This is a genomic window from Brevundimonas sp. UBA7506, from assembly GCF_002479495.1.
In the GTDB taxonomy this organism is placed as follows: Bacteria; Pseudomonadota; Alphaproteobacteria; order Caulobacterales; family Caulobacteraceae; genus Brevundimonas.
Genome location: NZ_DLNQ01000005.1, coordinates 735,658 through 748,748 on the forward strand (window position 1 = coordinate 735,658; position 13,091 = coordinate 748,748).

The following is a 13,091-nucleotide window of genomic DNA, read 5'->3' on the forward strand; positions in this document are numbered from 1 at the left end:
TCGCGCCCGGGGCGTCACCTTGTCCTCAGGAGTCCGACATGCAAACTATGATCAGCCTCGCCAATACAGGCTGCGGTCTTCATCGTCCGCACCTGGACCTGCACGACCACCCTGTCTTCCAGGCGCTTCCCGACCGCTTTCAATCCGCCGCTCTGGCCCGGCGCAACCTCACGCGCCTGCCTGCCGGCCAGCCCCTGGAGGAAGACGGCTTTCTCTCCTTTGTTCTGGCGGGTGTTCTGGGTCTCTTCCCCAATGGCGACGGCATCTGCGTCGCGACCATTGTCGCCGGGTCCGTCCACGGTTGGGATCAGGCCCTGGAACCCGACGGCGACCGCCCCCTGGCCCGCGCCCTGATCGACACCACCCTTTGCCGCGTGCCCGCCGACTGCGTTGTCGAGAACCTCGGCCGCGACTGGCTGACTCGTCTGGTCGCCCGGCAGTCATCCGGTCGCCTGAGCGGACTGGCCGCCGAAGCGGCTTGCAACGCCTCCCATCTGGTTCAGCAGCGGCTGGCCAAATGGCTGGTCCGGCTGCATTGCGGGGCCAACGGCGCGCCTCTCCGCCTGACCCAGGCCGATTTCGGCGCCATGCTCGGCGTCCAGAGGACCAGCGTCAACGCCGCCGCGGGACGGCTCCAGGCCCAGGGTCTCGTGCGCTTCGGTCGCGGAAAGGTTCAGATTCTGAATCTGGCCGGACTGCGGGCCGCTTCCTGCGGCTGCGGCGATCAGGGAGCGTCCGCCCCAGTTGCGACGACCGCCTCACTGCGTCCGGCGGAGTCCCCCAGCTGGATCGCGCGCGACGCGCCCCTCCAGGATACGGCCGCCTGATCAGGGGACGCGGCGACGGGCCTTGAAAGACGTCCCTCCGCCTCGAGCGGCGGGTCAGCTTGGGCGCCGCGCAGAAGATCCTGGCCGGCCAGCACGACGCCGATAGCAGTCAGGAAAGCCGCGCCCGCCCCGGCGGCCGCCAGGATCCAGGCGCGACGCCTGCCCACTGCCCGGCCCTTGGTGGGAAAAGAAACGACGACGCCCATGTCTCCAGCCTTTCAGAGCCCATAACGTCGCGACCGGCGTTGTGGCCGAGACTGTCGTCTGGACGACACTGGCGATCGTCGACAAAGGGAGACGCAGGTGGCCCGCGGCGACGGCGGTTTTCCTGACGGGCGAGCGTCGGGCTCGGCCTGGATCCGCGCCGGAATAGAGGGCTTGCCGCGCGGGTTGAAATCGTCCGCCCGCGCAGGCGCAACAACGATCTCAGCCGAGCGGCTTCTGGTAGATCTCGCCTTCGGCGGACCGGGCTATGATCCGGGATATTTCATCCAGGACGGCCCGTTCGCCCCCTGTCGTTCCGGACGATCTCGCCGCCTGCAGAAGGGCGTCGATCTCGCCCAGCTTTCCGGGAAGCGCCGGGAGTTCCACGGTCCGGAAGGTCTGGTCGTGCATGCTCATGGTCCTGCTCCTTGCAACCCAGAAGCAACGCCACGCCCCTCGCCCCGCTCCGTCCGGGCCCTCCAAACACCTTGATCGGCGCCGCAAAGTCCGGAACCCGACTGAAGGAGCGAGCGCCCCGAAGCCGACGTTGTGTGAATGCGGATTCTTCTCGGGAAGATCGGCAGACGGCCGGCTTCGTGATAGCCCCCTTTGGCGTAACCGGCCGTCTTCTTCCCGCCGTCGCTCAGCCGGATTTCAATAGGAAGACGCCCCGACCCGGCACACTTCCCGCCCTTCCTGACGAACGACGACCTCGAGCGAGAAGACGCCGCCCTCCCGGGCTGGCTTTTCGCGCAGGATCTCCGAAAGGAAGAGGACGGCCTCCCGCCAGGCTTCAGCATCCGTGGACGCCGCGCCCTGAAGGGCCATCTCCGGGTCCACGCCGCTTAGGATGAAATCATAGGTCGCCATGGAGGCATCTACGTCTGGAAGGCCGCCCCGGTCGCAAGTGGCCGATACCGGACACAGCCGCCGACCGCCCATAGCGGCCACCGACGCCCGACTGTCCGAGCGTTGACGGCGTGACAAGCGCCCCTAGCGCAGCTGGCTGTCCTTGCTTCCACGCCGATTGACGCCTCCAGTCACAATTCGCCCGTCCCGACCGGACTGGCAGGAAATACAGGTCACCGCGCCCGGCATGGCCCGCCGGCGAGCTTCTGGAATGGGGTCGCCGCATTCAAGACAGAACGCCCTGCCGGGTCCGGCGGGCATGCGCGCGCGAGCGGTGAGGACGCCGTCGACCACGGTGTCGTGAATCTGGTCGAGGACAGCGCCGTCCCGGGTCCAGCCGCCAGCCATGAATGATCGCCTCCGTTTAGGTGATTGAGGATGGGATATAGGCAGGTAGCGTCCAGTCCCAGCTTGACTGGTCGATCTTCACGGTACGATCCGGACGGCTCCAGGTTGGCGAGACGGCTTGTCCAGGCAGGCGCCAGCCACATAACGACGCCGTTTGCAGTTCTCGGCGGTGTGGAAAGTTCGAAGCCCTTGGCGCCGGCAGGCAGACGCGGACATTGAGACCTCGACTGTCCGCGACAGGCGCCTCGGATCTCGCGTCGCGCGACTCGAAGGCGGCGATATCTGATGATCTGTACGCACGTGATCCAGAGGCATGCCGTACGTATAATTCTGCCCGTTGCTATACGCAGACGGGCGCCCGGGGGCGCAGGAGACTGACGGGATGCGGGGGTCGCGGCCGCCTGAGCTCCGCATGTCTTCCGCAAGGGTCGCCCGCGTACGCTGACACGCCTCTGGATCAACCAGCCCGAAGACATAGGAGGGATGGAGCGTCGGCAGGGCGACAGCCTTTCTCCCTCCCCGCTCACCCCGATCCGGCCGCGCCCAGACGCGCCAGTCCAGCCGGCGCGCCCGTTGGTCGTCGATACGGGCCGCCGTGGCCGTGAGCTTTAGAATGCCAGCGGCGCCGTCTGCCAGAGAACGCCGATCCCGGCGACCAGAACCCCCATCAGGCCCACCCGCTGTTCCCATGCCACCGGACCGGAGACATCGCCTCGCCCTCTCCAGAGCCACACCGCCGTGGCGATGATGGCGAACAGACAGCCCATGCTGAAGGCCAGCCCTATCCAGCGCGCGCTCCCGGCCTCGCTTGACGACCAGACGTCGGCGGCGCTGGAAATCAGATAGACCCCGACGAAGTGCGCGGCCCAGATCAGCAGGCCGCCGGTCATCCTCAGCCAGCGGGTCATGTCGCACCGCCCGGGAAGAGGCGGGCCAGGAGGATCACCCCGATAGCCTGGGCTGCGGTGAAGGCCAGGAAGAGGCTGATCAGGTCCACCGTCGCAGGGCGTTCAGCGGCCAGACGGCCGAACAGGCGCCTCAGCATGACATAGACCCCCATCAAGCCGCCGATGGCCGCGAAGGTCCCGGCCCAGCTGAGCAGGGCGTAGACCGAAGCCCCTTGGCTGGAAGCCTCCGGCCGCAATCCGGTCGCCCACCACGCCCTTCCCTCCAGGATCGTCGCTGCGATCGCCGCGGCGGAGGCCAGCACCAGCAAGCCGGCTGCGGCCGTCACCGCTCTTTCTCGCGCCAATCGCACGGCCCGCGGCGCTGCGCCGGCGCAAAGCCCGGCCACGACCAGCAGGCTGACGGACGCCATGAACGAGCTGATGGCCGGCGGGGCCTGCCACAGGTCCGGCCGTCGGCTCCACAGGAAGACATAGGAGAATGCAGCCAGCAGGCAGACCATGGCGCCGACGACCAGGACGATCACCATGGCCCACCATCCGTGGCTGGACGGACCTGACACATAGTTGGGCACGCGGATCGACGCCCCGATGTCGGTCGTCTTGCGGGCGTGAGGCGCGTCCAGGAACCAGCACCAGCGCATGATGCAGTAGACGGCCAGCACGCCGCTGACGACGGCGGCCGCATAGGCCTGGATGGTCAGGATCAGGAAGAAGCCCGCCGTGAAGACCGCCCCGAACACATGCCAGGCCGATGGTCTGGGGATCCGCAGCACATACTGCGGCTCGGCGTTCAGCGGACTGGTGACCAGGGTCTGGCGCTCGCCCCGGGCCGCGCCCGGCAGGAGGTAGCGGCCCGCCGCCACGTCCCTGGCCAGCCCCCTCTGGTCCCACAAGGGATAGAGGCTCTTCACCACCGGGATCGACCGGACCGAATAGAATCCGCTGGGCAGCCACTCCAGGCCAGGGCCGTCGTGGATGTTGCCGGCCTCGCGCGGACCAAAGGGCCGGAAGTTGCGGATCATGTCGATGCCCCACAGCAGCACCGCCAGCCCGAACATGAAGGCGCCGATGGTCGAGATGAAGTTGGGCAGATCCCAGCCTCTCCCCGGCAGGTAGGTGTAGACCCGCCTCGGCATGCCCATCAGCCCGGTCAGGTGCATGGGCATGAAGGCCAGGTTGTGCCCGGCGAACATGAGCCAGAAGATCCACTTCCCCCAAGGTTCGCTCAGGGGCCGCGCGCTGGACATGGGCAGCCAGTAGTAGATGGCCGCGAACAGGGGGAAGACCATGCCGCCGATCAGGACGTAGTGCAGGTGGGCGACGATAAAATAGCTGTCGTGGGCCTGCCAGTCGAAGGGCACCATGGCGACCATGACGCCTGTCAGCCCGCCCATGACGAAGATAACCATGCCGCCGACGGCGAACAGGCCCGGCGTCGAAAACCGCATCCTGCCCGCCGCCATGGTCGCGATCCAGGCGAAGACCTGAACCCCGGCCGGCACGCTGACCGCCATGGAGGCCGCGCTGAAATAGTTGATGCTGATCTGCGGCATGCCCGTGGTGAACATGTGGTGGGCCCAGACGCCGAAGCTGATGAAGCCCGTCGCCAGCATGGCCATGACCACCAGGGGATGTCCGACCAGAGGCGTGCGCGCCATGGCCGGAATGATGGTCGACATGGCCCCCGCCGCCGGCAGGAAGATGATGTAGACCTCCGGGTGTCCGAAGAACCAGAAGAGGTGCTGCCACAGCACGGGATCGCCGCCCTTGAGCGGATCGAAGAAGGGCCATCCGAGCGCTCTTTCCAGCTCCAGCAGCAGTGTCGCCAGGATGATGGAGGGGAAGGCGATGATGATCATGCAGGCGAAGATCAGCATGGCCCAGGCGAAGACCGGCAGCTTGTCGAGGGTCATCCCGGGCGCGCGCGTCTTCAGCACCCCGACAATGATCTCGATGGCGCCGGCGATGGCCGAGATCTCGATGAAGCCGATGCCCAGCAGCCAGAAGTCGGCGTTGATGCCGGGCGAATAGGTCATGCTGGTCAGGGGCGGATACATGAACCAGCCCCCGTCCGGCGCCAGGCCGAAGAAAAGCGAGCAGAAAAAGGCCAGTCCCCCGATCAGATAGGCCCAGAAGGCGTAGGCCCCCAGGCGCGGGAACGGCAGGTCGCGCGCGCCCAGCATCTGCGGCAAGAGCAGGACGCCGAGGGCCTCCACCGCCGGGACGGCGAACAGGAACATCATCACCGTGCCGTGCATGGTGAAGATCTGGTTGTAGGTCTCCTGGGCGAGGAAGCCGGTCATCGGCAGGGCCAGCTGGGTCCGCATCAGCAGGGCTAGAACCCCGGCCAGTACGAAGAAGAGCATGGCGGCGCCGACATAGTAGACGCCGATGATGTTGTTGTTGGTCGCCGTGATCCATTCCCACGGCGACCGCGGTCCGCACCAGGCCTGTTCCAGCTGCTCCAGCTCTCCCTCGGGCCGGGGCTCCTTGGTCGGAAAGCGGTCGTACCTGTCGACGTCGAAGCCGGTTTCCGACGTCATTTCAGGCTTTCCAGATAGGCGGACACGTCACGCAGCTCCTGTCCGCCCAGGACGGAATAGGAGGGCATGCGGTTGCCGGGCTTGATGCCCTGGCTGTCCGCGATCCAACCCGCCATCGTGCCCTGGTTATTGGGCAGGATGCCCGCCCCCAGCGTCTGCCGCGACCCCACATGGGTCAGGTCCGGCCCGGCCAGACCATTGGCCTCCGTCCCCCGGATCGTGTGGCAAGCGCCGCAGCCCGAGGCGGTGAACACCGCGGCGCCGGGCAGGCCCGACATCGCCGCTGGAGCAGCCTGTCTGAGACGCCACGCCGCAAAATCAGCCGGCGAATGGGCCACCACCACCAGTCCCATCAGGGCGTGGGGTCCGCCGCAGTATTCTGCGCACTGGCCCGCATAGACCCCCGGCGCGTCTGCCTGCAGACGCATGAAGTTTCGCCGGCCGGGAATCATGTCCGTCTTGCCGCCCAGACGCGGGATCCAGACGCTGTGGATCACATCCGCGCTTTCAAGCTCCAGCACCACCGGACGACCGGCGGGTATATGGACCTCATTGGCGTCCTGAACGATTTCGCGTCCCCGATCATCCAAGTAGGCCACCCGCCACCACCACATCTCGCCGGTGACGCGGATCCGCATCTCGCCCGGACGCGGCGCGTCGGCCACGCGGGCCGTCACGCTCAGGCCGTAGATCAACAAGCCGGTCAAAACGACGACGGGAAAGGCCAGGCCGCCGATCCACACCAGCTTCTCGCCCGCGACGCGGCGCTTCCACCGACGCGGGCCGAACAGGGCGAGGCCGAGCGCGACCAGCACCAGGGTCAGCACCATGGCGCCCATGACGAACAGGACCCAGGCGACCGTCGTCACCGGCCCTGCGAAGGGGCCGGCCGGGTCCAGCACAGGCGGCGGCCAGCCGCTCAGAACGACGGGCGTCTCAATCGTCATCGAGCGTATAGAGATAGGCCGCCACGTCGCGGGCTTCGGCGTCGGTCAGGGGCATGGGCGGCATTCCCGTGTCGGGCAGCAGGGCCGGCGCGTCCCGAACGAAGGCCGCCATCACCGCCGGCTGATTGGGCAGTCGTCCCGCGATCATCGGTCGCGCCGCCACACCCGCGAGATCCCCGCCGGTTCGCCCCTGGGGCCACCGGACTCCCGGGATGGCGTGGCAGGCCCCGCATCCATGACGCTCGATCAGCCTCAGCCCTTCGGCGGCGTCCGCCTGGGCCAGCGGACGCGGCGCATTCGTCTTGTCTGCGCAGGCCGTCGTGGCGAAGCACAGTGCCATCGACAGCCGCAAGGCCCCTATGGTCCGCATCGTTCGTACATGATCCCATCCCGCCCCTCCCAGCTTCACCAGGACCCAATCCTTCGCAGCCGGAGGGGTTCCCCGTCTGGAACCGGGACCATAAGGCGGTGTTGGGACAGGGTGCGCGCCCTCCCTTCCTTCGCTCTTCTCGGACTCATTCTCGCCAGCCCCGGGCTTGTCGCGTGCGACGCCACGCCCGGCGAGACCGACCGCGCCTTCTCCGCATCCGGCCAGGTCATCGCCATGGGCGGCGGCGCGGGCGGAGCGGCGAACGCCTGCTTCACCTGCCATGGACTGCAGGGTCAGGGCGACGGCGTCTCGACGCCGCGACTGGCGGGGCTGGATGCGGGCTATCTGCAGAAACAGATGGAGGACTACGCCAGCGGCCTGCGGCCCGACGACGTGATGAGGCGCATCGCCAAGGGTCTCGACGCCGACAGCCGTCATGCAGTGGCGGCCTGGTACGCCGGTCTGCCCGCAGACGACAAGGCGCGGCCTGCGCCCCCCGCCTCGCCCCCGCCCATCTGGTTCTCCGGAGATGCGAGCCGCGGGATCACCGCCTGCTCCGCCTGCCACGGCGCCGCTGGCCAAGGCGCGGGCGAAGGCCAGCCGGCCATCGCGGGCCAGCCCGCCGCCTATACGCTGGAGCAGATCGACCGCTGGAAGTCGGGCAAGCGCCGCAACGATCCACGCGGCGTCATGGCCGCCGCCGTCCAGAGACTGACGGACGCAGAAGCGCGCGCCATAGCCCGGTGGCTGTCCGGCCAACCCGCTTCTCCAGCGCCCGCCAGCGCCTCTGCCAGCGCGTCCGTCTCGGCTTCAGCTGCGGCGCGACCGGCAGCATCGCGTGAAACACGTCGTCCCGATCGATCAGATGGTGCTTGAGCGCCGCCCCGGCGTGGATCGGGATCATCAGCAGCAAGGCCGCCACCATGGCCCAGTGCATCCATTCCGCGCCGGCCTCGATCGCCCATAGCCGGGTGTTCGAGACATCCTGCGTCGGCAGCAGGGGCCAGGGGATGACCCCCGCCGCCGCGAGCGGCGTGTCTCGCGCGGTGGCGGAAATCATGGCCCAGCCCGACAGGGGGAGGCCGAACAGGCAGATGTAGAAGACATAGTGGGTGACGTGCGCCGCCGTGCCCTCCCAACCCGGCTTGTCCGCGTCATTGACCAGATTCGGGGCGAACAGCCGCCACGACAGCCGGCCGATGACGAGCACCAGCATCAGCAAACCGATGGCGAAATGGACTTCATAGGCCGCCGCCTTCGCGCCGCCGACCGGCAGCCGCCCCATCCACCATCCCCACCCGAGCTGGAAGACCACCAGGCCCGCCATGGTCCAGTGGAAGACGATGGCGACCGGCGAATAGCGGCCTTCGTCATGATGGCCGGCCGCCCATTCCAGCGCCTGCGCGATCAGCCGGTCGATCATGCCGGCCGCGCCGTCTCGCGCCTCTGGAACAGGCCGGCGACCCGCCACAGGGCGACCAGAAGATAGGCCGCCGCCGCCGGCGCCCACATGATCAGGCCCGCCGCCTGCTGATCCTCCAACGGGGTCATGCCCCAGGCCAGGGTCGTGGCGAAGTGAGGCGAATAGAGCGGCTGACCCGCAAAGACGATCAACGCCCCCAGCAAGCCCATCAACAGCATGGCCGCCAGCAGGCCCGCCACCGCCGCTGCGGCGTTCGACGCGCGCACAGCCGCCCAGAACCAGACGGCGCTGCCCAGGATGGTCAGCTGCATGACCCAATAGACCAGGTCGTTCGACAGGGCCGCAGCATAGAGATCAGGCGCGTGCCAGGCCCAGAAGACGACGGCCTGGACAGCCGTCGCCAAGGCCAGTCGCGGCGCCCTGAGCCTGGGCGGCCCCAGAGCCAGCAAAGGCGCCGCAGCGAGCAGGAGCAACAGATGATGCAGCGTACGGGCCGTAAACAGGGCTGAACTCAACGCGCACAGCGGCGAGATGAAGACGAGAACCAGCACCCCCGCCGCGCCCAGCAAGAAGGGCGATCCGGGGCGCCGCCTCATCGTCAGGAACCCACCGGCCGCGATGAAAAGGCCCAGCGCCGCCAGAAGCACCGGATCGCCGTTCCAGCGTCCCAGCACATCCACGGGATCGGGCGCGGGTCCGCAATAGGGCGTCCAGAGCGTCATCGTCATAGTCGGCTAACGACCCGGAACGGCGACGGTTCAATCATGCTTCGCGACCACGACGCCTCAGCGCGATGGGGCGATCCGCCAGACCGTGTTGGACAGGTCGTCGGCGACCAGAAGAATCCTTTTCGCAGGATCAAAGGCCACGCCGACGGGACGGCCACGGGCCTCGCCGTCCTTGAGGAAACCCGTGGCGAAATCGAGGGGCTGTCCCACGGGACGCCCGCCGCTGAACGGCACCCAGGCCACCTTGTAGCCGGACGGATCCTCACGGTTCCAACTGCCGTGCATGCCGATGAAGGCGCCGTCGGCGTACGGGCCGCCAAAGCCGCCGCTGCGCGCGAAATCGAGACCGAGCGCCGCGACGTGCGAGCCCAGGGCGTAGTCGGGTTTGACGGCCCTGGCGACCATGTCCGGCTTCTGCGGTCTCACGCGCGGATCGACATTCTGGCCCCAATAGCTGTAGGGCCAGCCATAGAAGGCGCCGTCGCGCACCTGGGTCAGATAGTCGGGCACCAGTTGCGGGCCCAGTTCGTCACGCTCATTGACCACCGACCACAGGAGGCCGGTGGTCGGCTCGATCGCCAGGGCTGTCGGGTTGCGAATGCCGGTGGCGATCGTGCGACGCGCGCCGGTCGCGCGGTCGATTTCCCAGACCACGGCCCTCTCCTCCTCCACCGCCAGTCCCCGTTCGCCGATATTGGAGTTGGAGCCGATGCCGACATAAAACTTGGTCCCGTCCGCACTGACAGTCAGGGACTTGGTCCAGTGGTGGTTTATGCGGGAGGGCAGTGCTGTGACCCGCTCCCCCCGCGTCGCGATACCGGTCTGCCCCGGCTGGAAGGCGAAACGGGTCAGCGCGCCCTGCTCGGCGACGTAGAGGTAGCCCTCGACATAGGCCAGACCATATGGCGCATCCAGATTATCGACCAGCACGGCGCGAAGTTCGGGGACGCCGTCATTATCGGCGTCGCGCAGCAGGGTGATGCGGTCGCCCCCTTTGATCTTGGTGTTGCCCTGCTTCTTGATAAAACCGGCGATCACGTCCTTGGGGCGCAGCGGCGGCGCATGACCGCCGCGCCCTTCGGCGATCAGCACATCGCCGTTCGGCAGGACCAGCATCTGGCGTGGAATCTTCAGGTCGGTCGCGAAGGCGCTGACTGTAAAGCCCTGGGGCACGGTGGGCGCCTCGCCGTTCCAGCTGGCGGGCGGACTGATCTTCATGGCCGGAACCAGGGTCTCGTTTATGCTTGGCAGGTCGGGAGCGCCGCCCGTCTGGTTCAGCTTGGGATCGCTGGCGTTTCCGCAGGAGGCCACGGTCAAAGCCATCGCAAGGGTCGCGGCGCTGGCGGCAAGCAGGTTCTTGTCCATCAGATTGTCTCCCGCGCGGAGTAGGCGATCCAGCCGGCCACGAAGACCAGCAAGGTGCATAGGAGGGACAGGATCAGGCCGAAGGCGCCGACCGAACTCCAGGCGTCCTGACTGTGCTTGAAGGCGTTCACCAGCCCCAGCACCCAGGCCAGGGCGAGCGCAACCAGATGAATCAGGCCGAGGCGCGACCGACCCCGCCGCGCGCCGACGACATAATCGATGATGGAGAAGACGCCTGCGATACCGCCGAACACCAGCGCCCCGGTGATGAGCCAGGCCGAGAAGTTCGTCCACTGAATCTCCGCCGTCTTCAGATAGGCGATGTCGGTGAACAGGGCGAAGGTGAAGAGGCTGATCGGAAACGCCAGCAATATGCGATGTAGGGGTCGAACCACCCCGCCGGATCGGTCATCGATGGTCATGTCGCCCTCTCCCTAAAGCCTGGCTTTGGCTAACTGCTTGGCCGCGAGAAGGTTCAACGGCATAGCCGAATGGTTACAGGCCATCTCATTCAACCGGCGGCCTATTGCGCTCATGGCTCGAGCCTTACGGCTTCTGCGGCATATTCATGGTCCTGGCCCTTCCGCCGACGTTTCTGACGCGGAACCCTCGCCTTGGCGGCTCCGTTTCCCTGACCTTGTTCAGGAACCCCGCTGCATGTCCGACACCGTCGCCGAGCCCGCATTTGAACCTCCGCCCGAGGCCATGGCCTTCTACGAGGAGAGCCTTCGGCTTCTGAAGGAATCCGGCGTGCCCTTCCTGCTCTCCGGCACCTATGCGGTGACGGCCTACACCGGCATCCGCCGTCCAACCAAGGACCTGGACGTCTTCTGCAAGCCCGGGGATTACCCTCGCATTCTCGCCTACTTCCAGGCCCGTGGTTACCGGACGGATGTCGAGGACGAGCGCTGGATCGCCAAGGTCTGGAAGGACGACAAACACTTCTTCGACGTCATCTTCGCCATGTCGAACGGGACAATCGCGGTGTCGGACAGCTGGTTTGGCGAGAACCGGATCACGGTCTACGGCCACGAGGTGACCATCACCCCGCCCACGGCCCTGATCCTGTCCAAGGTCTTCATCCAGGATCGGTATCGCTACGACGGGGCGGACGTGAACCACGTCATCCTGAAGCAGTCCGACGCCATCGACTGGAAGTCCATGCTGGATCAGATGGACCTCTACTGGGAGGTGCTGATGGCCCATCTGCTCAACTTCCGCTTCGCCTATCCCACAGAGCGCGGCCGTGTGCCGGCATGGCTGATGACCGAGCTCCTGGAACGGCTTCAGGCCCAGGTCGATCTGCCGGCGCCGCGCGTCAGGGTCTGTCGCGGCCGTCTGTTCAGCCCTCGCGACTATATCGCCGACATCAGCGAATGGGGCTTCGGCGACGTTGTCGGCAAGGGCCTGGAGGAACGCCATGACCCCGTCGCCTGACATCCAGACGCCTCAACCCGGCATGGAGGCTGGACCAGGAAGGAAGCTGCGTATCGCCGCCGTCGGGGACCTGCACGTCGGCGAGACTTCGCATCGCCTCTACCGCGATCTTTTCGACCGCGTCCACGAAGACGCAGATGTCTTGTGCCTGTGCGGCGACCTGGTCAACTTCGGCAAGACAGGCGAGGTCGAGAACCTGCTCGAAGACCTGCGGGCCTGCCGCATCCCCATGGTCGGGGTTCTCGGCAATCATGAGCATGAATGCGGCCAGCCCGACGAAGTCGCCCGACTGATGTCCGAGGCGGGCGTCCGAATGCTGACCGGAGAGTCCTATGAGATCGGGGGCGTCGGTTTCGCCGGCGGCAAGGGCTTTGTCGGCGGCTTCGGTCGTTACATGCTCAGTTCGTTCGGAGAGGCTTCGATCAAGCAGTTCGTCCAGGAGGCGGTCGAGGACGCCAACCTCATCGAGAATTCCATCCGCACCCTTCGCACTGAACGCAGCGTGGTGCTGCTGCACTACGCGCCTATCGTAGACACGGTGATCGGCGAGCCGCCGGAGATTCACCCCTTCCTCGGCTCCTCTCGCCTGGGGGAGGTCGTGGATCGCTACGAGAACGTCAAACTTGTGGTCCACGGGCATGCGCACCGCGGCGCGCCTGAAGGCCGCACGGCACGAGGCGTCCCCGTCTACAATGTCGCCCTGCCTGTTCTGCGAACCTTGGGTGAACTCCCATACCGCGTATTCGAGGTTTGACAATTAGGTCTTGGGCGGGGGCGGCCTCCCGCTCGGCAGCTATGTTCTCGCTCGCTTCATGACCTGCCTTTGCCCCTTCGCACTGCGTCAAGGCGGACGGTAGGGGCCACGCAAGCCACCCTCAAATCGGCATTTCAGGTTGTTTCAACCGCGTCCGATTTCCGCGCCCATGCGCTTTGATACTTCGATCTACGCATGGCCGATCCTAACCTAGGTCAATGCGTTACGGCCAGGCTGCGGTCATGTGTTTGACAAAGCTCCAGGCGCTTAAGCAATAGGCGTCCGCGTCGCGTACCCTCGCCCAAGCCAAGGAACCTGTCCTGCCCCA

General features: G+C 66.7%; 14 protein-coding genes and 1 pseudogene. 4 read left to right on the top strand and 11 right to left on the bottom strand.

The features are described 5' to 3' along the window. Positions 1-38: 38 nt before the first annotated feature. Positions 39-827, top strand: a complete 789-nt coding sequence (locus B3K53_RS05535) for a Crp/Fnr family transcriptional regulator (RefSeq protein ID WP_292083113.1) — start codon at positions 39-41, stop codon at positions 825-827. 426 nt (positions 828-1,253) lie between these two features. On the opposite strand, the gene B3K53_RS05540 is transcribed toward B3K53_RS05535, so the two are convergent. The 7 genes from B3K53_RS05540 to B3K53_RS05570 all read right to left on the bottom strand — a co-directional run bounded on the left by B3K53_RS05540 (position 1,254) and on the right by B3K53_RS05570 (position 7,026). Beyond that, a complete protein-coding gene (locus B3K53_RS05540) occupies positions 1,254-1,442 on the bottom strand; it encodes a hypothetical protein (protein WP_292083114.1) in 189 nt (62 codons plus the stop codon). A 243-nt stretch (positions 1,443-1,685) separates the two neighbouring features. Then, positions 1,686-1,901 carry a DUF6894 family protein gene (locus B3K53_RS05545; protein WP_292083115.1) on the bottom strand — a complete coding sequence of 72 codons (216 nt, stop codon included), beginning with the start codon at positions 1,899-1,901 and terminating at the stop codon, positions 1,686-1,688. A 123-nt stretch (positions 1,902-2,024) separates the two neighbouring features. Beyond that, positions 2,025-2,288, bottom strand: a complete 264-nt coding sequence (locus B3K53_RS05550) for a DksA/TraR family C4-type zinc finger protein (protein ID WP_292083116.1) — start codon at positions 2,286-2,288, stop codon at positions 2,025-2,027. A gap of 608 nt (positions 2,289-2,896) precedes the next feature. Further along, positions 2,897-3,196 carry a hypothetical protein gene (locus B3K53_RS05555; RefSeq protein ID WP_292083118.1) on the bottom strand — a complete coding sequence of 100 codons (300 nt, stop codon included), beginning with the start codon at positions 3,194-3,196 and terminating at the stop codon, positions 2,897-2,899. After that, positions 3,193-5,739 carry a cbb3-type cytochrome c oxidase subunit I gene (locus B3K53_RS05560; protein ID WP_292083119.1) on the bottom strand — a complete coding sequence of 849 codons (2,547 nt, stop codon included), beginning with the start codon at positions 5,737-5,739 and terminating at the stop codon, positions 3,193-3,195. Before B3K53_RS05560 ends, B3K53_RS05555 begins: the two co-directional genes overlap by 4 nt. Beyond that, positions 5,736-6,686 (bottom strand): cytochrome c oxidase subunit II, encoded by a 951-nt coding sequence (coxB, locus tag B3K53_RS05565; RefSeq protein WP_292083120.1) that lies wholly within the window; start codon positions 6,684-6,686, stop codon positions 5,736-5,738. Before coxB ends, B3K53_RS05560 begins: the two co-directional genes overlap by 4 nt. Beyond that, complete coding sequence (locus tag B3K53_RS05570; RefSeq protein WP_292083121.1) at positions 6,676-7,026, bottom strand: c-type cytochrome; 351 nt, start codon at positions 7,024-7,026, stop codon at positions 6,676-6,678. Before B3K53_RS05570 ends, coxB begins: the two co-directional genes overlap by 11 nt. Positions 7,027-7,290: 264 nt before the next feature. On the opposite strand from B3K53_RS05570, the pseudogene B3K53_RS16175 reads away from it, so the two are divergent. Beyond that, positions 7,291-7,749: pseudogene (locus B3K53_RS16175) on the top strand (c-type cytochrome); the annotation flags it as partial. Here the strand turns inward: B3K53_RS16175 and B3K53_RS05580 are convergent. The 4 genes from B3K53_RS05580 to B3K53_RS05595 all read right to left on the bottom strand — a co-directional run bounded on the left by B3K53_RS05580 (position 7,745) and on the right by B3K53_RS05595 (position 10,994). Further along, positions 7,745-8,479 (bottom strand): cytochrome b, encoded by a 735-nt coding sequence (locus tag B3K53_RS05580; protein WP_292083122.1) that lies wholly within the window; start codon positions 8,477-8,479, stop codon positions 7,745-7,747. The pseudogene B3K53_RS16175 and the gene B3K53_RS05580 overlap by 5 nt on opposite strands. Beyond that, positions 8,476-9,201 (bottom strand): cytochrome c oxidase assembly protein, encoded by a 726-nt coding sequence (locus tag B3K53_RS05585; RefSeq protein ID WP_292083123.1) that lies wholly within the window; start codon positions 9,199-9,201, stop codon positions 8,476-8,478. Before B3K53_RS05585 ends, B3K53_RS05580 begins: the two co-directional genes overlap by 4 nt. 63 nt (positions 9,202-9,264) lie before the next feature. After that, positions 9,265-10,530: a PQQ-dependent sugar dehydrogenase gene (locus B3K53_RS05590; protein ID WP_422653079.1), complete on the bottom strand. Its 1,266-nt coding sequence runs from the start codon at positions 10,528-10,530 to the stop codon at positions 9,265-9,267. 41 nt (positions 10,531-10,571) lie between these two features. Next, the gene (locus B3K53_RS05595) at positions 10,572-10,994 is read right to left on the bottom strand and encodes a DUF2231 domain-containing protein (protein WP_292083125.1); all 423 of its coding nucleotides are present in this window, start codon (positions 10,992-10,994) and stop codon (positions 10,572-10,574) included. 235 nt (positions 10,995-11,229) lie between these two features. On the opposite strand from B3K53_RS05595, the gene B3K53_RS05600 reads away from it, so the two are divergent. Both B3K53_RS05600 and B3K53_RS05605 read left to right on the top strand, forming a co-directional pair. Next, on the top strand, positions 11,230-12,009 hold the full coding sequence (locus B3K53_RS05600) for a hypothetical protein (protein ID WP_292083126.1): 780 nt from the start codon (positions 11,230-11,232) through the stop codon (positions 12,007-12,009). Continuing rightward, on the top strand, positions 11,993-12,763 hold the full coding sequence (locus B3K53_RS05605) for a metallophosphoesterase family protein (RefSeq protein ID WP_292083127.1): 771 nt from the start codon (positions 11,993-11,995) through the stop codon (positions 12,761-12,763). Before B3K53_RS05600 ends, B3K53_RS05605 begins: the two co-directional genes overlap by 17 nt. Positions 12,764-13,091 lie beyond the last annotated feature (328 nt).